The sequence below is a fragment of the Porcipelethomonas ammoniilytica genome (assembly GCF_025567485.1).
In the GTDB taxonomy this organism is placed as follows: Bacteria; Bacillota; Clostridia; order Oscillospirales; family Ruminococcaceae; genus Porcipelethomonas; species Porcipelethomonas ammoniilytica.
Genome location: NZ_JAOQKH010000004.1, coordinates 83418 through 106006, shown reverse-complemented (window position 1 = coordinate 106006; position 22589 = coordinate 83418). Strand labels below are relative to the sequence as shown.

Below are 22589 nucleotides of genomic sequence, written 5' to 3'. Positions count from 1 at the left end.
AAATAAGTATCGATTAAAGTAAATATTATTTGGGTATTTTTAATAGCTTAATGAAATTATATCGCACAATTTAGAGATTATCAATATAAATTCGCATAATTTAGCGAATTTTGTATATCTGCACAAAAAAGGGGAGAATATTATGTATGATTCGCATAATTTAGCGATTAGAATAAAATCAGTAGCAAAAAGTAAAAAAAAGGTTATTAAAGATATGCTTATTGCTTGCGAATTAGGTAGTAATACGATGTCAGCTATGTATCATGGTAAATCAATTGCTTTTGATAGTCTTGCCAAAATCGCCGATTACCTTGATTGCTCTGTTGATTACCTTATAGGCAGAACAGATAATCCAGATTCACATAAAAAATAATTATATTAAAGTTTTTTATAAGCTGCTTTGCGAGTCTTTAGTAACTGTTTAAAGTTTATGATATTCGGTATAAAAGTTTTTGCCAAGCTTTTTTCAAAAAGCGGATTTTTAAAAAAAATAAAAAGCGGACTCAAAAAGAGTCCGCTTTTTTTATTTATGGTCTGGACCTCCCGCATTGTGCTGCGGTACTTCCTTTCGCAGTGTGAATAATAAATTGATAATCAATGATTAAGCTTCGCCGTAAAGCTTAGAAAGTCTGAGCAGATAATCATATCTGTCCTTAGCGTTTTCGAGAGCCTTGTCAAAGAGTCTTTCAGCTCTTTCAGGATTCTGACGTGCCAGAGCGTTGTAACGAACCTCACCCATGAGGAAGTTCTTGTATTCGTCTGTATTAGGAGCCTTTGAATCCATAATGAATGGGTTCTTGCCTTCAGCCTTAAGAGTAGGATTGTATCTGTAAAGGTGCCAGTAACCTGCCTGTACAGCCTTCTTTTCTTCTGCCATAGCAGTACCCATACCGGTCTTGATACCATGGTTGATACATGGAGCGTAACCGATAATGATTGAAGGACCGTTGTAAGCTTCAGCTTCTGCAATAGCCTTGATACACTGATTATAGTCAGCACCCATAGCAATGTGAGCAACGTAAACGTAGCCGTAGCTCATTGCGATACCGGCAAGATCCTTCTTCTTAACTTCCTTACCTGCTGCTGCAAACTGTGCAATAGCGCCTGTAGGAGTTGACTTTGAGGACTGACCGCCTGTATTTGAGTAAACTTCTGTATCGAATACGAAGATATTTACGTCTTCACCGGAAGCGATAACGTGGTCAAGACCGCCGAAACCGATATCGTAAGCCCAACCGTCGCCGCCGAAGATCCACTGTGATTTCTTTCTCAGATAATCCTTAGAAGCAAGGATTTCCTTAGCTGCGTCACAACCGCATGCTTCCAGAGCAGCAACCAGCTTTTCTGTAGCAGGTGTGTTAGCGTTGCCGTCATCAACAGTGTCAAGATATTCAGCAATTGCTGCCTTAACGTCAGCATTGTCTGTAGTTTCATTTAAAGTCTGAACCTTAGCGATAACTCTGTTTCTGAGAGTTCTCTGACCTAAGAACATACCGTAACCGAATTCAGCGTTGTCTTCAAACAGTGAGTTAGACCAAGCCGGACCCTTTCCTTCCTTATTGAATGTATAAGGAGTTGAAGGAGCAGAACCGCCCCAGATTGAAGAACAGCCTGTAGCGTTAGCGATATACATTCTGTCGCCGAAGAGCTGAGTAATAAGCTTTGCATAAGGTGTTTCACCGCAGCCTGCACATGCGCCTGAGAATTCAAGCATTGGCTGTCTGAACTGTGAACCCTTAACTGTTGTAGCCTTGAACTTAGCAGCAACAGCAGGCTTTTCATCTATAGTAGTACCATAAGCGAATATTTCCTGTTCGCCGAGCTGTGATTCCAATGGCTGCATAACGAGAGCCTTATTCTTAGCAGGGCAGACATTAGCGCATGAACCGCAGCCTGTACAGTCAAGAGCGGAAACAGTCATAGCGAACTTCATACCTTCCATAGCAGGCTTGAAGTCAACCATCTTCATGCCTTCAGGAGCATTTGCAGCTTCTTCGGCACTAAGTGCTACAGGTCTGATTACAGCGTGAGGACATACATATGAACACTGGTTACACTGGATACAGTTTTCAGGAATCCACTGAGGAACCTTAACTGCAATGCCTCTCTTTTCAAATGCCGCTGAACCCTGTGGGAATTCACCGTCAGCCATATCCTTGAATGTTGAAACAGGAAGCTTGTCGCCCTGCTGAGCATTACATGGAATCTGAATATTGTTTACATAGTCTGCAAGAGCCTTGTTGTCGCTTGTAACAGCAGCCATACCCATCTGAGTATCGGCAGCGTCAGCCCATGAAGCAGGGATATCAATCTTTACAACGTTCTGATGACCTGCATCAATAGCGTTCCAGTTCTTTTCTACGATATCCTGACCCTTCTTGCTGTAAGAAGCTTCAGCAGCTGCCTTCATATACTTAACAGCGTCCTCAAAAGGAATGATGTCGGCAAGCTTGAAGAATGCGGACTGAAGAATAGTATTAATTCTTGTACCCATACCTGTTTCTTCACCCAGCTTAACACCGTTGATCGTATAGAAATTTATGTTATTCTGAGCAAGGTATCTCTTAACCTGACCAGGAAGATGCTTTTCAAGACCTTCCATATCCCAGATAGTATTGAGAAGGAAAGTACCGCCCGGCTTGATGTCGGAAACCATATCGTACTTGTCGATATAGCTCTGGTTATGACAGGCAACAAAGTCAGCCTTGTTGATAAGGTATGTTGACTTGATAGGTGTCTTACCGAAACGCAGGTGAGAAACTGTTACACCGCCTGATTTCTTTGAGTCATATGAGAAGTAAGCCTGAGCGTACAGATCAGTATGGTCGCCGATAATCTTGATGGAGTTCTTGTTAGCGCCTACTGTACCGTCGGAGCCGAGACCCCAGAATTTACATGATGTTGTACCTGCCGGAGCAGTGTCAGGGCTTTCTGTAATATCAAGTGAAAGATTTGTAACGTCATCATTGATGCCGATTGTAAATCTTGGCTTTGTTGTATTATTGTATACAGCGATGATCTGTTCAGGAGTTGTATCCTTTGAACCCAGACCGTATCTGCCTGTAAATACTGGAACATCGTTGAATTTAGTACCCTTAAGAGCTGCAACAACGTCAAGGTAAAGAGGTTCGCCCAGTGAGCCAGGTTCCTTAGTTCTGTCAAGAACTGAGATTCTCTTTACAGAGTCAGGAATAGCTTCAACAAGCTTGTCTGCAACGAAAGGTCTGTAAAGTCTAACCTTAACAAGACCGTACTTGCCGCCGTTAGCGTTCAGGTAATCTATAGTTTCTTCAATTGTATCGTTAACAGAACCCATAGCAACAATTACGTGTTCTGCGTCAGCAGCGCCGTAGTAGTTGAAGAGCTTGTAGTTTGTACCAAGCTTAGCGTTAACCTTGTCCATATATTCTTCAACGATTGCAGGCATATTGTCATAGTATGGATTACATGCTTCTCTTGCCTGGAAGAAGATGTCAGGATTCTGAGCAGTACCTCTTAAAACAGGGTGTTCAGGGTTCAGAGCGTGATTACGGAATCTGTCAACAGCTTCCATATCCAGCATTTCCTTAAGATCTGCATCGTCCCAAGTTTCGATCTTCTGGATCTCGTGAGATGTTCTGAAGCCGTCAAAGAAATGAATGAAAGGAACTCTTCCCTTGATAGTGGAAAGATGAGCAACAGCGCCCAGATCCATGATTTCCTGAGGGTTTGAAGAACAAAGCATAGCATAGCCTGTCTGACGGCATGCATAAATATCGGAATGATCGCCGAAAATGTTCAGAGCGTGTGAAGAAACGCATCTTGCAGATACGTGAATAACTGAAGGGAGCAGTTCGCCTGCGATCTTATACATATTAGGGATCATAAGGAGAAGACCCTGTGAAGCAGTATAAGTTGTTGTAAGAGCACCTGCTGAAAGAGAGCCGTGAACAGCGCCTGCAGCACCTGCTTCGGACTGCATTTCAACAACCTGTACAGGCTGTCCGAATAAATTTTTCTTGTCTTTTGCGGACCACTGGTCAGTAACTTCTGCCATTGGTGATGACGGAGTAATAGGATAAATAGCTGCTAAATCTGTAAAAGGGTATGACACCCATGCGGCAGCATTGTTACCGTCCATGGTTTTCATTTTTCTTGCCATTGGAAAGTCCTCCTGATATATGTTAAAAATAGATTTGGGGTTATATGAAAACACATAACTTCAACATTAATAATATCACAAATCCGCTATTTTGTAAATACCTTTTTGTAAATTGCACATAAAAACTATATAAACTTTCTAAAGCACAATTAAAATATAAATACAACAATCAGTTCGACAATTTTCAACAAACGCCAGTAATTTTTTAGTGATTAATAGTTCAAAATGTCTAATTACAAATGTGTATAATTGGTGAAAATTCCAAAAAAACGTCTAAATCAGAAAAAAATCTAATTTTTTGTTGACGATTAGCACATTTTGGTGTATAATAACAACAGTGTTAAATAATAGTTGATTATTTACACTCGTTTTGTTGTCTCCTTTCTTTTGTTCTACACATATTTTATTTATTTATTTTTATTTGTCCCGAGTACGTACAACTCGGGTTTTTTCTTTTTTTGTGTAAAATAATAACGCCTGCATCAGCTTCATGCAGGCGTTTTTTTATATATAATATTATCTTATTTTTGTTCCCGCCGGTACGTCATCGTCCAGGAATACCACCTTAATACCGCCGTCAGGCATATCCGCCGCACAGATCATACCCATGCTTTCTTCACCGCAAAGCTTTGCAGGTTTAAGATTTGCCACAAGTATCACTGTTTTGCCGATCAGATCCTCCGGCTTATAGTGTTCGGCAATTCCCGATACGACCTGTCTGCCGCCCATACCGTCGTCAAGCTGCAATTTAAGCAGCTTTTTAGATTTCTTAACCTTTTCACAAGATTTAACCTTAGCGGCTCTAAGTTCTGTTTTGAAAAATTCATCAATAGCAATTTCAGATGCAAGCTCGATTTTTTCCTGAGCTTTCTGAGTTTCTGCCATTTGTGCCTCGATAAGCTTGTTTAATTCGTCGATTTCTTTTTCAGTATCTATTCTCGGGAACAATACCGCTCCCTTGTTTACTGTTACGTCAGCAGGTAAAACTCCGAATTTTCCGGCATTTTCGTAGGTCACATCATCTTCTGCTGCACCGATCTGTTTCCAGACTTCCGGCATAGTAGTCGGCATAAACGGACTAAGCAGAGCAGAAGTTATTCTGATCGCTTCAAGAAGATTGTAAAGTACTGCGGCAAGTCTCGGTTTGTTTGCCTCGTCTTTTGCAAGTACCCACGGAGCCGTTTCGTCAATATATTTATTTGCTCGTGACACGACCTTAAATATTTCCGCAAGGGCATTTTGCAGCTGAGTTTTATCCATGTATTCGTCGACTTTTGCACGAAGTCCTTCACATTCGGCAATTAACTCGCTGTCAAACTCACCTGAGGCTTTTTCAGCAGGCAGAGTACCGTCAAAGTATTTGATAACCATAGCGACAGTTCTTGAAACCAGATTACCGAAACCGTTAGCAAGGTCGGAGTTAATACGGTTTATCATAATCTCATTTGAGAAAGAGCTGTCCGCACCCAGTGCCATTTCACGCAGGATATGGTAACGGATAGCGTCAGCGCCGTAACGCTCGCCCAGTACAAACGGGTCAACTACGTTACCCAGAGACTTACTCATTTTCTGACCGTTAAAGGTGATCCAGCCGTGTACGGCAAGGTGCTTTGGCAGAGGAAGATCAAGAGCCATAAGCATTGCAGGCCAGATAATAGCGTGAAAACGCATGATGTCCTTGGCAACCATATGAACGTCTGCCGGCCAGAACTTTTCAAATTCGTCATGAGCGTTATTCTCGTAACCCAGAGCAGAGATATAATTTGAAAGGGCGTCGATCCACACATAAACTACATGGTTTGTATCAAAAGTAACTGGGATTCCCCACTTGAAGCTTGTTCTTGAAACGCAAAGGTCTTCCAGTCCGGGCTTGATAAAATTGTTTACAAGCTCTACAGCACGTGTTTTGGGCTGAAGATAATCGGTTTCTGTCAGCAGTTTTTCTATTCTTTCGGCAAAAGGCGACATTTTAAAGAAGTAGGCTTCTTCTTTTGATTCAACTACATCACGTCCGCATTCGGGACATTTTCCGTCAACTAACTGAGAATCAGTCCAGAAGCTTTCGCATGGGGTACAGTACTTTCCTGAATATTCGCCTTTATAAATGTATCCTCTGTCATAAAGCTCCTTGAAAATTTTCTGTACTGTTTCAACGTGATAGTCGTCAGTAGTTCTGATATATCTGTCATAGCTGATGTTCATGTAGCTCCAGAGCTTTTTGAAGATTTCAACTATATTGTCAACGTATTCTTTCGGCGTAATGCCTGCTTCAGCGGCTTTCTGTTCGATTTTAAGACCGTGTTCGTCAGTTCCGGTAAGAAACATTACGTCATACCCCTGCATTCGTCTGTAACGGGCGATCGAATCGCATGCTACCGTTGTGTAGCAATGTCCGATATGGGGATTTCCCGATGGGTAGTAAATCGGCGTTGTAATGTAATATGGTTTTTTTGACATAATTGTTCCTCCTTGAATTTTCATATACTTATTATTATAACTCAATTGGAAGCATTTTTCAAGCCTTTTATGCCGGATTTCATAAACTTGTAAATGCTTTTAAAGACTCGCAAAGTTACTTTTATACAATATTAAAAAAGCTTAGCAAAAACTTTTATGCCTTCCGCTTTTGAAAAAGCGGAACCAAAACTTTTATGCCGGATTTCATAAACTTGTAAATATTTTTAAAGGCTCGCAAAGTTACTATAAAAACACTATATGGTGTTTTTTTTAAAATATATTACACTATACTGTGTTATTTTGCAACTTAACCTTATTTTTTATGTTATAATGCAGATAAAGGAGGTGATTGCTTTGAATGATAAAGAAAAATTTGCAAAACGGCTTGCTGAATTAATAATGCAAAACAATATTTCTAAAGAAGATTTAAGTTTATCAATTGGTCATACTTCACAATACATAGAAAAAATAATAAATAAAAATATTTTCCCATCATTAAAAGATTTCTTTAAGATCTGTAAATATTTAAAGGTAGCTCCTGAAGAATTCTTTAACTATTATTCGCAGGATTCTGAGCTAGATAAAAAAATCAAAGAAAAACTATACCAACTAAACGAAAAAGAATTAAAGTGTATTACAGAAATAGTTAAGATGATCAATCAAAAAAATGATAAGCACTAAAAAAAACGCCTGCATGACGCAGGCGTAGTTTTTACCTATTAAAAAGAAAAAATCTGAAATTTTTAATTCGTTTCCGTCAGCTGTCGGAAATACAAAAGGGCAGAATTCTTGAACGCATTGATATGATTACAGAAAAAAATATATGATCCCCCTATCCTAAAAAGGACAGGGGGATTTTTTTACCGCAGAAATTTTACAAATCTATTGCATATTATAAGGTGTTGTGGTATGATTAATACAGTAAGCGCCGCTGTAATTTTTTTATTTTCCGACGCTGAATATTTATCCTGAAAGGCGATGATAACTATAAAAATAAAGTTTGCGGCAGCCGTTACTGCTTTTGCTGTTTTAGCGTGTATGCAGAGCGTCTCGGCTGAGACGGCTGAAAAAATAACCGTACTGGGCGACAGTATTTCAACGGGATACGGTCTTGACGACGACGAGCTTTCCTACTGCGGATATTTACAGGAGTACTTTGACGCTGATCTTGATAACTTTGCAAAAGACGGCAGACAAACTGCGGAGCTTATCGAACAGCTCGAAAACGACGCCGATGTCAGAAGCTCTGTTGAACAAGCGGATCTGATATGCGTTTCAATAGGCGGTAACGATGTGCTTCAGATCTTTCTTGATTCGCTTTCAGAACTGAAAAACGCAGGAGGTAATAATTCAGAAGAACAATTTGTGTTTTCACAGGAGTTTGTTCAGGGATTTATAATGAAATATGCGTCTGCATTCGGTCCTGCCGCTGCACAGGCAGGTGAAAATATTGCTGAGATCAGAAAAAAAATAAGCGAATTGAATCCGGAAGCGCCGATAATCATGCAGACCGTTTATAATCCTTTTGAAACAGATAATGAAAAATTAAACAGTATAATGAAGCCTCTGAAAACGTTTACCGCTATGTATCTGGGCGTTATAAATAACGCTGTCAGACAGCAGCCGACAGTAATTGCCGATATACATAAAAAATTTTCGGAAAATTCATGGCTCTATACAAATATAAAAGAATTTGATATACACCCGAATTATGTCGGTCATATGCTTATTGCAGAGGAAATTATTCAGACTCTTGAAAAACCGGGAAACGGTGAGGTTTTCAAAACTCAGCTTGAAAACATTCCGGAAGATTACCTCAGCGCAATACCTGAAGATATAACCGGCGAAATTATAAGGCTTGCAGACGGGGAATTCCGTACGGAAACCGCAGACGCATTTTCTGCGGAAAATGAAACCAATCCGACTGAAGTGACTTCCGAAGCTTCAAAGAAACAAAGCTCTGAAGCAGAAAATATAAATAAAACAGAACAAAAGAAAAAAATAAGACTTTCATCAGTATTATTATTCGCCGGAATAATTTTAATTTCTGCGGCAGTATTGCTGAAGGTTTATTCAAAGATCAGAAAAAGGATGACGGAAAAATGATACTTTACTTAGTTATACCCTGCTACAATGAACAGGAGGTACTGCACGAAACTGCAAAACAGCTTAAAGAAAAAATTAACAGTCTATGCGGCATGGGAAAAATTTCACCGAAAAGCCGTATTGTTTTTGTTGATGACGGTTCAAAGGACAAAACCTGGAAAATTATCAGTGAACTGCATAAATCGGACAGTATTTTCAGAGGAATAAAACTTTCCAGAAATAAAGGACATCAAAACGCTTTGATGGCGGGACTGATGACTGTTAAGGACGAATGTGACGCCGCCGTTTCTCTGGACGCCGATTTACAGGACGATATAGACGCAATTGACGGTATGACCGACAAATATTTAAATGAAAAATGCGATATAGTTTACGGAGTCAGAAGCGCACGTAAAACGGATACTTTTTTTAAAAAGTTTACTGCGGAATCTTTCTATAAAATAATGTCAAAAATGGGCGTTGAAGTAACGTATAATCATGCAGACTACCGTCTTATGAGCAAAAGAGCGTTAGACGCTCTTGAACAATTTAAAGAAGTGAATTTATTCTTAAGAGGCATGGTTCCGATGGTGGGCTACAAATCAGACGTTGTTTATTATGAAAGAAAAGAACGTTTCGCAGGAGAATCCAAATATCCTTTAAAAAAAATGCTTTCGTTTGCCATGGAGGGAATCACTTCTCTTTCCATAAAGCCTATCAGAATGATCACAGCTTTAGGAGTCGGAATATTTACTGTCAGTATAATTATGCTGATTTATTTTCTTATAAGACACTTCATGGGAGCAACCGTTCAGGGTTGGACTTCTATTGTAGTCTCGGTCTGGGCGATCGGAGGATTACAGCTGCTTTCGATCGGCGTAATAGGTGAATATATAGGAAAAATCTACCTCGAGACTAAGCGGCGTCCTAATTTTATTGTAGAAACTTATTTAAATGACGAAAGCGAAGATTGTAAATAGTGTAGCTTTTATTTTAACAAATATTAACAAAATTATTCAAAATGTCAATTGACGAGACGTTGCTTTATATGATAAAATTTATTTAGTTAAAAATTTATATGAGGAGGTTTATTTTGTTAAAAAAAATTATTTCAGCTGTATCTGCGGTGTGTGTTATAGCTGTAATCGGAGTTATTCCGCAGCCGGCTTCAGCTGCCGGCAGTCAGATGAGAAATTTGACTACTGCGGAAATTGTTCGGGATATGGGTATCGGCATAAATCTTGGAAATACCCTTGAATCCTGCGGCGATTGGATAGCACAGTGGGGAGACGGCAGCGTTAAATCCTATGAAACTGCATGGGGAAGTCCGGAAATTACCGAAGATATGATCAAGGGTTACGCTGAATCCGGTTTTGAAACCTTGAGAGTGCCTGTGGCGTGGTCTAACCTTATGTCTGAAGATTATACCATAAGCGGAGCATATCTTGAAAGGGTAAAGCAGATAGTAAACTGGGCGCTTGACGCCGGAATGTATGTCATTATGAATCTTCATTATGACAGCGGATGGCTGGAAAATATGCCTTCCGATAAAGAAAACTGTATGAATAAATATAAGAAAATCTGGACTCAGCTCAGTGAGGAATTCAAGGATTACGGAGATTATCTTATATTTGAATCACAGAACGAAGAATTAGGCTGGGATTCCCTTTGGAACAGATGGAGCGGCAGTACCGAAGGTAAAGCGGAATCTTATGATCTGGTAAACGAGGTAAATCAAACCTTTGTAGACATAGTGCGTTCTTCCGGCGGAAACAATGATTTACGTCATCTTCTGATTTCAGGATATAAAACAGATGTGGAACTTACATGCGATCCGCTTTTTGAAATGCCTCAGGATCCCGCAGACAGATGTGCGGTTTCAGTTCATTATTATACACCGTCAGATTTTGCAATACTTGAAGAGGACGCAGACTGGGGTAAAAACCGTACTACCTGGGGAACGGAAGAAGATTTCGCAGAACTTAATAAAAATATGGATCTTATGAAATCTGCATTTGTTGATAAGGGTATTCCTGTTATTTTCGGCGAATACGGCTGTCCGAAAAACAATAAGGAAGAAGATTCGGTAAGACTTTTCCTTTCTTCTGTCTGCAAAGCGGCTTACGATCGTCAGATGTGTCCGGTTTTATGGGATATTACAGGACTTCATTATGACAGAAATCAATGCCGAATGACTGATTCAACACTTAATCAGCAGCTTTTAAGCGTACTTGATAATAATGTGCTTAAAGGCGATATAAACCAAGACGGCAAAGTCGATACACAGGATGTCGCCATATTGGGAGACTGCCTTGTGAAAAAAGCATTTCTCAGTGTTGAGGATACGGAATATGCAGACATCAACAGTGACGGAAAAATTAATGCTTTCGACTATGCTGCCATAAAAAGAATTGTTATAAATTCAGCGTCAGATAAAGAACAGCTTGATTTAAGCGATATGCCGACAGAGTATCAGGCGGCTCTGGACTGGGTCTGGACCAACAGAATAGAAAGAGAAAAATCAACTGATAGATGGAATACTATTTTTGATCAGATTGACGCAGGAAACGGTACGCTTAATTACGTAGTACGCTGGCAGTCCTACAAAACGGTTACTCTTGATCAGAGAAAACAGTTTGAAAAGCTGATTGAAGATTCCGTAAATAATTGGACTGATTATCTGGTCAGCTACGACGGCTGGAAATACGATCATGTTGATGTAAATGTCGTTGGCTGGGCAGTTATTGATGAAAGCGTTATTCTAGACAAACAGCCTGATGAAATAATTTATACAGATTGTACTCCTTACGACAGCAGCGGAGATACTTCAAACGGCTATGAAGAAATTCCAACGCTTCTTCCAAATGCTCCGGACGAGCTTTCACGTATGGAACACTTCTATGACAGAAGCTATCAGTATCCGGGCGGTCTTGACAAGCGTTTCGACATGTATCTCTGGGCAACTCAGGGATTCCCTGACATCGGCGGCTGCGGAGGCGACTGGGGGCAGCGTCTTTCAGACAATGCATATTTGAATATGCTTAACGGCGTAAATGTACATGTATTTGAACATGAGCTTGGTCACGGCTTCGGAATTACTGACTTTTACGGTGAAGAAGGCGCTATCGACGGATTCCCGCCGGGAGGCTTTCCGGAACCTACAATTATGATGGCCGGTAATTCAGCAGAAATAACCAATTATGACGGCTGGCAGCTAAGATACATCTGGAGTAAAATAAAAAATCAGACAGATTCAAACGGTACAAGAAGGTTTACTGAATAATACTTTATTGTAAAAAAATCACGGAAAGCAAAGGCTATCCGTGATTTTTTATTAATGCCAAAAGCTATTGAATACGTCAAACTTGTTATAATAAAGTAAAAAGCATTGACAAATAATATATAAATATGGTATAATTCGGTATAATTATATTTTATAGGAGTGGTTTTATGAAAACATTAAAAAAATTAATTTCTGCTGCTGTTGCGGTAACAACGGCTCTTACTGTTTTTGCAGTAAATGTATCTGCAACAGGTTATAAAGATAACGGAAATGCTAATGCGGCGCTTACTAAGCCTAAACTCACAATGGATAAAATAGTTCTTACACAAAGTAATGCCGCCGGCAAGCAAGTTACAGTTAATCTTAAAGTTTCAGGAGCACAACTTGCTTATTGTTCAACAGGTATTCATGTTTATTGGGATTCACGTCTTAAATTAGCTGAAGACTCTACTTTTAATCTTCCAAAGATTGATGCAGGTGATGCAATTAAACGATTAGGTTCTGGTACTCCCACAAGTGACCCTAATGCTTCTAAATATGGTATGAATGGTTATTTCTTATGTACAGCTGGCAGTGCAAATTCAGGTACTAACGGTGTAATGTGGTCATTTACATTTATTCTGCCTAAAAATGCAAAAATAGGTGATGTTTATCCTATTGATATTATTTATAAATCAACTAATAATGCCAGCGATTTATTTATAAACAAAGAATGTGATACAAATGGATATAATATGCAGGCTTATACTTTTAAAAAAGGTATTTATTCTTCTGATAATCCTACATTTACCGCTACAGCTGCCGACATTCTTAAAGTGCCTGCACTCGCAAATATTAACAAAACATATGATGGATATATAGCTGTTTGTTCCGATAACTTACTTTTAGGCGATGCAAATTGCGACGGAAGAGTTACAATAGCTGATTCAGTTGCTATTTCTCAGTCTTTAGGAAATCCTAATTACGCTCTGTCTGCACAGGGTAAGGACAATGCAGATTGCTGTGATCGAGGCGACGGCGTAAATGCTAATGATGCTAAAGCAATAAGAATGATTGAATCAGGATATATAACTGCTAATGACTTTCCTATAAAAAGCAGTGATTTAAAATAATAAAATTATAAAATCAATACTAATATAGCCGATGCTGATAAAATTTGAAAGCATCGGCTTTTTTGTATTTATGAAAGCAAAAAACTCCTAACCAGTTCTCACTATCTTGCTTTTTGTTGCATTAGATATGGGGATAACCGTCTATCAGTATGCCCCCTAATGTGTATTTACTATATTATACATCAAAAGCCCGGCTATTAACCGAGCTTTAATGCGTAAAAAAACTTTTCTAAATATTGCTGATTTTTACATTTTATAAATTTTCTATTAATTTAATTGACTCTTTCTAACTGCAACAATTTTGTTAATTGTTGCAGGTCCAGCGATTCCATCAACATCAAGACCATATGCTCTTTGGAAGTTGATAACAGCCTGTTTTGTTCCTGATCCAAATTGACCATCAACTGTTAGTCCTGCATTATTTACAAGATTCAAAGCATATTGCAGCCATTTTACACTGTCTCCTGATGAACCATTCTGTAAATTAGGATTGCCGGTCGGACGTGGATATGGTATTCCAAGTTCTGTATCAGTATTTGTTGATGAACCTAATTGTTTCTTTCTAACCTCTACAATTTTACTTATTGTTGCCGGACCTGCAATGCCGTCAGCTGTTAATCCATTTGCACGCTGGAAATTAACAACTGCTTGTTGTGTTCCCGATCCAAATTGACCATCAACTGTTAGTCCTGCGTTGTTTACAAGGTTCAAAGCATATTGCAGCCATTTTACACTGTCCCCTGATGAACCATTTTGTAAATTAGGATTGCCGGTCGGACGTGGATATGGTATTTTAAGTTCAGTATCATTTGAGGTAGTTGTTTGATTTTTTGGTCTGGCAACACCTATAATTGTATAGCTTACACCATATTGTCCGGCTGCTACAGTTTTTGTATTAGATCTTACTGTATTGCTTCCATTCCACTGCTCTGCTATTTTATATGTATTACCTGAAACTTCATATACAATTGCTGCATGTCCATAAGCTGGTGAAGATGAACTATGATAAGAAATAATATCTCCGGGTTGCGGCACGAATCCATTATAATAATCTATTTTTTGAAATTTACTTGAAAATGTTTGGCTTACTATTTTATACATTTCATTTCCATTACCTAATGCAAGTGTTTTTGTATATAATCCAAAATAATTTTCTATATAATACTTTGGAAGCTCTACGCATTGCGTTCCTGTTCCGCTTCCCCATTCCTTTGCAGGTGTACCTATTAAACTGCGAACATATGAAGCCATATCACTAGCTTCAACTTTATCATTTGGAAAGTTGAACGCAAATGAAAACAACATAAAAATTGCAATTATTAATGAACTAGTTTTTTTCAATAACCTTTTTTCTTTTACCATTTTTATTTTCCTCCATTATTAATTAATTATACAGCAATTTTAGATCTGCTTTTTTCTAACTTCAATAATCTTACTTATTGTTGCAGGTCCAGCGATTCCATCAACATCAAGACCATATGCTCTTTGGAAATTGATAACAGCTTGTTTTGTTCCTGATCCAAATTGACCATCAACTGTTAGTCCTGCATTATTTACAAGATTCAAAGCATATTGCAGCCATTTTACACTGTCTCCTGATGAACCATTCTGCAAATTAGGATTTCCGGTAGGACGTGGATATGGTATTCCAAGTTCTGTGTCAGTATTTGTTGATGAACCTAATTGTTTCTTCCTAACCTCTACAATCTTACTTATTGTTGCCGGACCTGCAATGCCGTCAGCTGTTAATCCATTTGCACGCTGGAAATTAACAACTGCTTGTTGTGTTCCCGATCCAAATTGACCATCAACTGTTAGTCCTGCGTTGTTTACAAGATTCAAAGCATATTGCAGCCATTTTACGCTGTCTCCTGATGAACCATTCTGCAAATTAGGATTTCCGGTAGGACGTGGATATGGTATTTTAAGTTCATCATCATTTTGAAATGTAAGGGGAACAGCATTTTCATCGTAATTGGGTCGCAAAACACATACCACTCCACCATGAATACGCGGCGCACAAACCTTACGTGCATATAAACTACTTCCACTTCCAGTATTACCGCCTATAGAATATAATGCATTTAATGTTCCGGAATAAACGATTTCAACATGACCGTTAAAAAATACAATATCTCCCGGTTGAGGAGAAGATGTAACATCTTTTCCTCCTGCATTTATAATTTTTTGCTTTAATGTAGGACAATATCCATCATGAGGAATAGCAGAACTTTGACCGGCTAATACAGCACAATCACTGACAAAATCAGCACACCATTCCTCCGTGTATCCAAGCAGACTTCCTGTTTTATCTTGTTGAGCAAGGGCAATATTAATCATATTTTGTGCCGGATTTTTACTTAAATTATAAGATTTACTAAAATTATCTATTCTGCTCTGATCAGCAAAAGCTTTATTTTCAAAAAAATAAAGTACCGTAGAAAACAGTATTAAGGTTGACATGATCAATGAACAAATTTTTTTTGCACTTCTTTTCATTTTATCATCTTCTTTAAAATATTTAACCATGGCTATGTTTTTATTATATACCAAATATTGTAAAATGTCAATATTTTGACAATAAAAAACAACATTGTAATTAATTTTTAATAAATATCTAAATCCCGGTTATTATCCGAGCTTCAATGCATAGAAAAAATATTTTGTACTTTCTTAAAATATTTCAACTTCTGCTGATTTCTAAAAAAATATAGAACCAAAATTAAATATCTCGATTTCAAAATAATGAAACATGTATATACTAAAATCAAATTAAGATGGACTTATATAAGCCGCTGAAGTATGTAAATAATTGTATTAAGTACAAGAAATGTGTATATCAGGAGTTTTATAAGCAGAACTTTCCAAAAAGAAATAATTGTCCTATTTATAAATCAACTGATGTGATTTTAGTGAATAAATAAAAATTCGCCAATGGCGAAATTTAATGCAAGGTCTTGACATTATATAAAAATATTGTTATAATAATAAAAAAGGGGCACATTGATAGACGGTCGCTCCCAAATTAGCTAGTTTATAAACCGCTTAAGTTGACAGCTTGGGGCGGTTTATTTCTTTATGTTCTTGATTACTTCATTAACAGTAACAAGAAGCAGGATAGTGAGAACTAAATATGTAAGTTCCATACCTATCACCTCCCTGCCAGCTTATTTCGCCTGCCCGTTAGGAGACGATCAATTAGCTTATGGCGTAAGGAGGGAACAACTGCTTCAAAAAGCTTGCTTGAAATTAAAATATTAATATGTTATAATAAATTATATATATTTTATAATAAAGGAAAAAAAGAAAGTGACATATTTAAGAGAAAAAACAGTGTGCTTTACAGGACACAGACCGGAAAAGCTTCCGGGATACGGAGAAACAGAAAATGCGTCGTTGAATGTAATAAGAAGTATGCTTTACTATCAGATTTATCAGTCGGCGGAGGAGGGGTATAAATACTTTATATCCGGACTTGCAAGAGGCGTTGACCTCTGGGCAGCGGAATATGTGCTCGAAGTGAAAAACAGATTTCCTGATATTAAGCTTATCTGTGCAAAGCCTTTTGCCGCACACGGAGAAAATTTTAAAAATCAGGATCTGTGGAGCTTGTCAAATGTTATTGAAAAGGCAGATGAACTCATATGTGTATCGGAAAGTTATTCAAGAGACTGCTACAGACTCAGAAATCAGTATATGGTGGACAGATCGTCAAAGCTGATAGCAGTTGTGGATGATTATAAAAGCGGTACGGGACAGACTATAAATTATGCCAGAAAACAAGGACTGAAAATAAATATAATAAATGTTAATAATTATATTTTAAAGAAAAATGAAAGAAAAAAAGGTCTGTTTTATCTGGACTGATTTGTTAAAATTGACAGTTGACAAAAATAAGTGTCTTTTGGCAGACGAACTTTCAACTGTTTCAACAGAGTTTTCAACAATTTGTATAAACACTGTTAATAAATGTATGAACATGAAGAAAATCCCTGTAAATACAGGGATTATGAAAAAAAGGAGAAATGTATAATGACTAAAAAGAAAAAGAAGAAATCGGGAAGTATAGCCATTCCTTTTCTGCTTACATTTTTGATTTCATTAATAGTAATCGGCGGAATTGCGATGATTATATACGATAAAATAGATAAAGACGATTCTTCGCTTCTTACAATGGTAAACGAGGCAGGGACTCTCTCAGAGGAGGACAATCATACTGTTATGCTGATACTTGATTTAAGTGACAGCGTTGATATTCCCGACGAGAGCAGCGAAGATAACGAAGATTATCAGGACGACGAATATTATGAAGACGATGAGACATATGACTGGGAGGAAACAGGAGAAGATGTAGAAGAGGTTTATCCTGAACCTTATACGTTTATTGTGATGCGCTCTACTCCTGTTGATAAACAGATTCTGTTTATGGGAATACCAAGCAATATGCTTGTGGGAAGCGACAATAAAAGAGCTGAGGACGTCTATGTAAGCAGCGGCGCTGCGGGAATAAGCCAGAGTATTGAATATACCTTGGGGATAGAAATCGACAGATATGCGGTATTTGATTCTGAAAGCTTTAAAAAAGCGTGTAATATACTGGGAGGGGTAAGCTACGCTGTGCCGAAGGGAATAGCAGGAGTGCCGGAATCTGACAGCGAACAGTATCTTTCACCGGAGCAAATTGAAAAAATTATAAGCTACGGCGGATATTCCGGCGGAGAAATTCAGCGTATTTCAACAGCTTCGGCAATTGTCACAGCTATGATGAATCAGACCAGCGGCGTCAGAATTGCGGAAAATCTTGACAATACTTTTGAAACTCTTATTAATATGATAAAAAGCGACATTTCAGCGATAGATTATAATGATAAAAAGTATGCGATCAAGTTTATGCTTAAGTACAGCGACCCTTCGGACAGCGAATCACGTTCCACGAGAGCAAAGTTTATAACTCCTTACGGAAATGAAGCGGAAAGTAATTTTGTTGCAGACAATTATTTTGCGGAAGATATTAAAATTTATTTTGATGAAACAAAAACCGACGATAATAATTCAAATGCGGAAAGTCAGGAGACTCAGAAAAATGAATAATATATTTGATTCTCACAGTCATTATACTGAAAGCGCTTTTGACTGCGACAGAGAGGAACTTTTAAACAATCTTCCGTTTAAGGGCGTGGAAAAAATAGTTACCGTTTCAGCCTGTATGGAGGATTGTCCGAAAATACTTGAACTTACTTCAAAGTTTGACTATATTTACGGCGCTTTGGGAGTGCATCCCGAAGCGGCGGACTATACTCCTGAGGATTTTTTGCCTCGGCTTGAAAAGTATATACTTTCTTCAGAAAAAATAAAGGCTCTTGGTGAGATCGGACTTGATTATCACTATGACAGGTATTCGGCAGAAAAACAGAAAAAATTGTTTATAAGTCAGTTGGAGCTTGCAAAAAAGCTTGATATACCGGTTATAGTGCATTCCAGAGACGCTTCAAACGATACAATGGAAATATTAAGAGAATATAAACCTAAGGGCGTTGTACATTGCTTCAGCGGTTCTGCTGAAACAGCAAAGGAAATAATTGCTTTGGGAATGTATATAAGCTTTACGGGAGTAATTACCTTTAAAAATGCAAAAAAAGCCCTGAGGGCTTTGGAAAAAGTACCGACGGACAGACTTATGCTTGAAACCGACTGTCCTTATATGGCGCCTGAGCCATACAGAGGCAAACGCTGCGACAGTAGTATGATTGAAAAAATCGCTGAAAAAGCGGCAGAAATAAAGGGAACTACAGCGCAGGAAATGCTTGATATAACCTGTGCAAACGCTATGAGATTCTTTGATATAGTTTAAAAAAGAGTTATGAAAGGAGCAGAATGAAACTTAAATACAAAATAATTATAATAATCAGTTGTGTATTTATTTTTCTTTATTTTTTTATAATTTTATGGTATAACGGATTGATATGGCCTAATACTCCGTCAAAAAAGAAATATCCTGTAAGGGGCGTAGATGTGTCCTCTTATCAGGGGGAAATTGACTGGGAAACGCTGGAGAATCAAGATATTGATTTTGCATTTATTAAGGCTACAGAGGGAAGCGGTTACGAGGACGAGTATTTTCAGCAGAATTTTCAAAATGCGTCTGAAACAGGCATTAGAATCGGTGCATACCATTTTTTCAGCTTTGACAGTTCAGGAATTACACAGGCTGAAAATTTTATCAAAACCGTGCCAAAAACACAAAATATGCTGCCGCCTGTAATAGACCTTGAATTTTATGCTCAGCACGGCTCTGACCCTCCGGAAAAAGAAGAAACAAGATATAATCTTAAAAAAATGATAGACGCCGTTTATGATTATTACGGTTTAATGCCTGTTATTTACGTTACCGATATTACTTATGAGCTTTATATTAAAGGTTACTTTGACGATAACGATATATGGATAAGAAGTATATTTACCAAGGCTGAGCTGCCGGATGAAAGAAAATGGACTTTCTGGCAGTATTGCAACAGGGGACGCCTGGACGGATATGACGGAGCAGAACAGTATATAGATCTGAACGTTTTTAACGGAACGAAAGAGGAATTTGAAAATTATAAGGGCTGACTGCGTGTTTTAGGGAAATGAATGTAAATGATTTACGAGTCTTTAAAAAGAGAATTTAAGGGTTTTATAAAACCGTCCTGCTTATTTTCAATAAGAGCCGCAGAAATCAGCTCGTCATTATAAAGAAGCAGCTCGGCAGTGACTTCTGAGTCTCCTCCGTAATTAAGTACCCGATATAAACATCTTAAAACTTCTTTTCCTTTATAATTTTCAAGCTTGAAACCGTCCTTACTCTGAATATCGGCATACTCCCTGTAAATACCCTCAAATTCTTCGGGTATTCTTACAGTTTGACAGGATATTTCCTCTATTTCCCACCCTCTGATATTTAAATATGCTTCACGCTGATATTCGTTGAGCACAAGAGGAGGTTCGTCTTGTTTTGGTTCAATTCGTCGGCATATAAAAATTGCCGCCGCCGCAATGCCAAGTACGGCGGCTATAGCTATAATTTTTTTCTTCATATGTAAGCACCTCATTACTTTTTATGCGTAAAGGAGCACTTTTATGAATGTAAGACTGGATAAATTTTTGTCCTCTCAGACCGATCTTACCAGAACTGATATAAAAAAACTTCTATGGAAACGTAAAATAAGCGTGAACGGAAAAATACTTCGTGACGGCAGTATAAAGATTGACCCCGAAACATCGGAAATCATCGCTGACGGACGCAAAATCTTATACAGGGATAAAGTATATATAATTTTAAATAAGCCTGAGGGCTTTGTCTGTGCCACTGAGGACAAACATGAAAAAACCGTTATGGATCTTCTGGGTGATGATATAAAAAGAAAAGATATATTTCCCGCCGGCAGACTGGATAAGGATACTACAGGAATGGTTCTTATTACTAATGACGGAACTCTGAGTCACCGAATATTATCTCCCAAAAAACATATTCCTAAATATTATATTGTAAAACTTGCCGAAAGTTTTCAAGAAGATTATGTAAGACAGTTTGCTGAAGGCGTTATAATAGACGGAGGGGAGAAGTGTCTTCCGGCAAAAGTGAAGCGGTTTCCCGACTGCGAAAAAACGGCGTTTATAGAACTTCACGAGGGGAAATATCATCAGATAAAACGTATGTTTTCAGCTGTTGAAAACAGTGTTGAAAAATTGTGCAGAATTCAGATGGGAGGACTGCTGATGCCAGAAAAACTGGCGATTGGCGAGTATATGGAAATAATGCACAAAGATGTTGAAAACCTGTTGAAATCACAATGTTTTGAAGAAGTTTTCCGCAATATTACAGAGAATTTTTCGTCATATTGGATAAACATGCAATGATAACTTTGGATAATTAGTGACTTGAAACTTTGTTAAAAATTTGGTATTATATTATATGTAAGTTAATCTGTTATTCGGGTTAGCAGAATTATTATGTGGGAGGAATAGATAAAATGGCAAGTTTATCATTACGCGGAATTTATAAGAAATATCCCGGTGGCTTTACAGCCGTTAAAGACGTAAATTTAGAAATCACAGATAAGGAATTTATCATATTAGTCGGACCTTCCGGCTGCGGTAAGTCCACAACGCTCAGAATGATTGCCGGTCTGGAAGAAATCTCGGAAGGTGAACTCTATATAGGCGACCGTCTTGTAAACGATATCGCTCCTAAGGACAGAGATATCGCAATGGTTTTCCAGAACTACGCTTTGTATCCTCATATGACTGTTTATGATAACATGGCTTTTGGTCTTAAGCTGAGAAAAGTTCCAAAGGACGAAATCGACCGTAAGGTTAAGGAAGCCGCTAAGATCCTCGACCTGGGTCACCTTCTCGACAGAAAGCCTAAGGCTATGTCAGGCGGTCAGCGTCAGCGTGTTGCTTTGGGTCGTGCTATCGTTCGTTCACCTCAGGTATTCCTGCTTGACGAACCGCTCTCAAACCTTGACGCTAAGCTCCGTGCACAGATGAGAACAGAAATTGCTAAGCTTCACCAGAAACTGGGTACAACATTTATTTACGTAACTCACGATCAGACTGAAGCTATGACAATGGGCGACAGAATCGTTGTTATGAAAGACGGTATTATTCAGCAGGTTGATACTCCTCAGGCTCTTTATGAGCATCCGTGCAATAAGTTTGTTGCAGGATTCTTAGGCTCTCCTCAGATGAACTTTATTGACGCTGTACTGAAGAAGAATGGTTCAAAGTATGTAGTTGAATTTGGTTCAAGTGTTAAGTATACTGTTGAAATTCCTGAATCCAAGGTTGCTCCTCAGCTGGATAATTATGTGGGTAAGGAAGTTACTCTGGGTATCCGTCCTGAAAGCGTTCACGATGAAGAAATGTATCTTTCAAACGCTACAACAGGCGTTATAGACTGTGACGTTGATATTACAGAAATGATGGGCGCTGAAACTTATCTGTACCTTACATGCGAAGGTACTCAGCTTACTGCTAGAGTTTCACCTCGTTCAACAGCGAAAGCTCACGATAAGATCAAGGTTGCAATTGATCCAAACAGAATTCATCTGTTTGATAAGGAAAACGATACAACTATTATTAATTAATTTTTACTTTTTAAATTTTTGCCTTATCTTTCTTTATTTTATAAATTTAAAGACCGAAACTTTTGTTTCGGTCTGTTTTTATATTAAAGCTTTTTTGTTCGTTTCTTGTTTCAAACATTCTACGCTTTGTAAAAGCGAAAGCAAAACATATTTGTCATTTTCTTTGATTGCCCAAAGAAAATAACGAAAAGAAATGCCCTTCTTTCTTTGTTCACACAAAAGAAGAAAGCAAAGAAACAAGTTTCTTTAAAACTTCCTTTTTTTAACTTTCTTGTTTCGCAACAAGAAAGTAACAAAGAAATGCGCCCACTCAAACGCCGTGGGCGGCTTGCGGCACATAAAGTGCCGAATTTTATCCGTCATACATTTTTTGCTTCTTTTTT

General features: G+C 38.1%; 17 protein-coding genes. 12 read left to right on the top strand and 5 right to left on the bottom strand.

Annotated features, from left to right (window positions below):
* Window positions 1–142 precede the first annotated feature (142 nt).
* Window positions 143–373 carry a helix-turn-helix domain-containing protein gene (locus OCV67_RS04640; protein WP_147642744.1) on the top strand — a complete coding sequence of 77 codons (231 nt, stop codon included), beginning with the start codon at window positions 143–145 and terminating at the stop codon, window positions 371–373.
* A 228-nt stretch (window positions 374–601) separates the two neighbouring features.
* Here the strand turns inward: OCV67_RS04640 and nifJ are convergent, their stop codons facing one another.
* Both nifJ and metG read right to left on the bottom strand, forming a co-directional pair.
* Window positions 602–4141 (bottom strand): pyruvate:ferredoxin (flavodoxin) oxidoreductase, encoded by a 3540-nt coding sequence (nifJ, locus tag OCV67_RS04635; protein WP_178085001.1) that lies wholly within the window; start codon window positions 4139–4141, stop codon window positions 602–604.
* A gap of 516 nt (window positions 4142–4657) precedes the next feature.
* Complete coding sequence (gene metG, locus OCV67_RS04630) at window positions 4658–6598, bottom strand: methionine--tRNA ligase (protein ID WP_147642742.1); 1941 nt, start codon at window positions 6596–6598, stop codon at window positions 4658–4660.
* 354 nt (window positions 6599–6952) lie between these two features.
* Between metG and OCV67_RS04625 the strand changes: the two genes are divergently transcribed.
* The 5 genes from OCV67_RS04625 (at window position 6953) to OCV67_RS04605 (ending at window position 13078) form a co-directional block, all read left to right on the top strand.
* On the top strand, window positions 6953–7279 hold the full coding sequence (locus OCV67_RS04625; protein ID WP_178085000.1) for a helix-turn-helix domain-containing protein: 327 nt from the start codon (window positions 6953–6955) through the stop codon (window positions 7277–7279).
* Window positions 7280–7576: 297 nt separating this feature from the next.
* Window positions 7577–8704: an SGNH/GDSL hydrolase family protein gene (locus OCV67_RS04620; RefSeq protein ID WP_147642738.1), complete on the top strand. Its 1128-nt coding sequence runs from the start codon at window positions 7577–7579 to the stop codon at window positions 8702–8704.
* Window positions 8701–9663: a glycosyltransferase family 2 protein gene (locus OCV67_RS04615; RefSeq protein ID WP_147642737.1), complete on the top strand. Its 963-nt coding sequence runs from the start codon at window positions 8701–8703 to the stop codon at window positions 9661–9663. Before OCV67_RS04620 ends, OCV67_RS04615 begins: the two co-directional genes overlap by 4 nt.
* 113 nt (window positions 9664–9776) lie before the next feature.
* Complete coding sequence (locus OCV67_RS04610; RefSeq protein ID WP_262644279.1) at window positions 9777–11966, top strand: cellulase family glycosylhydrolase; 2190 nt, start codon at window positions 9777–9779, stop codon at window positions 11964–11966.
* Between the two features lie 167 nt (window positions 11967–12133).
* Window positions 12134–13078 carry a hypothetical protein gene (locus OCV67_RS04605; RefSeq protein WP_147642733.1) on the top strand — a complete coding sequence of 315 codons (945 nt, stop codon included), beginning with the start codon at window positions 12134–12136 and terminating at the stop codon, window positions 13076–13078.
* Between the two features lie 267 nt (window positions 13079–13345).
* Here OCV67_RS04605 and OCV67_RS04600 read toward each other — a convergent pair whose 3' ends face one another.
* Window positions 13346–14440, bottom strand: coding sequence for a peptidoglycan-binding protein (locus tag OCV67_RS04600; RefSeq protein WP_147642731.1), 1095 nt, complete (start codon window positions 14438–14440; stop codon window positions 13346–13348).
* 39 nt (window positions 14441–14479) lie between these two features.
* Window positions 14480–15577 carry a peptidoglycan-binding domain-containing protein gene (locus tag OCV67_RS04595; protein WP_178084999.1) on the bottom strand — a complete coding sequence of 366 codons (1098 nt, stop codon included), beginning with the start codon at window positions 15575–15577 and terminating at the stop codon, window positions 14480–14482.
* A gap of 810 nt (window positions 15578–16387) precedes the next feature.
* Here OCV67_RS04595 and OCV67_RS04590 point away from each other — a divergent pair.
* The 4 genes from OCV67_RS04590 to OCV67_RS04575 all read left to right on the top strand — a co-directional run bounded on the left by OCV67_RS04590 (window position 16388) and on the right by OCV67_RS04575 (window position 19687).
* Window positions 16388–16945 carry an SLOG family protein gene (locus OCV67_RS04590; protein WP_178084998.1) on the top strand — a complete coding sequence of 186 codons (558 nt, stop codon included), beginning with the start codon at window positions 16388–16390 and terminating at the stop codon, window positions 16943–16945.
* Between the two features lie 165 nt (window positions 16946–17110).
* Window positions 17111–18169, top strand: a complete 1059-nt coding sequence (locus OCV67_RS04585; RefSeq protein WP_178084997.1) for an LCP family glycopolymer transferase — start codon at window positions 17111–17113, stop codon at window positions 18167–18169.
* Window positions 18162–18929: a TatD family hydrolase gene (locus OCV67_RS04580; RefSeq protein WP_147642724.1), complete on the top strand. Its 768-nt coding sequence runs from the start codon at window positions 18162–18164 to the stop codon at window positions 18927–18929. The genes OCV67_RS04585 and OCV67_RS04580 overlap by 8 nt, the downstream gene beginning before the upstream one ends.
* A gap of 23 nt (window positions 18930–18952) precedes the next feature.
* Window positions 18953–19687: a glycoside hydrolase family 25 protein gene (locus tag OCV67_RS04575; protein ID WP_147642723.1), complete on the top strand. Its 735-nt coding sequence runs from the start codon at window positions 18953–18955 to the stop codon at window positions 19685–19687.
* Window positions 19688–19719: 32 nt separating this feature from the next.
* Here OCV67_RS04575 and OCV67_RS04570 read toward each other — a convergent pair whose 3' ends face one another.
* On the bottom strand, window positions 19720–20151 hold the full coding sequence (locus OCV67_RS04570; protein ID WP_178084996.1) for a DUF4830 domain-containing protein: 432 nt from the start codon (window positions 20149–20151) through the stop codon (window positions 19720–19722).
* 43 nt (window positions 20152–20194) lie between these two features.
* On the opposite strand from OCV67_RS04570, the gene OCV67_RS04565 reads away from it, so the two are divergent.
* Complete coding sequence (locus OCV67_RS04565) at window positions 20195–20974, top strand: pseudouridine synthase (protein WP_147642719.1); 780 nt, start codon at window positions 20195–20197, stop codon at window positions 20972–20974.
* A gap of 113 nt (window positions 20975–21087) precedes the next feature.
* Window positions 21088–22206: an ABC transporter ATP-binding protein gene (locus tag OCV67_RS04560; protein WP_147642717.1), complete on the top strand. Its 1119-nt coding sequence runs from the start codon at window positions 21088–21090 to the stop codon at window positions 22204–22206.
* Window positions 22207–22589: the final 383 nt, after the last annotated feature.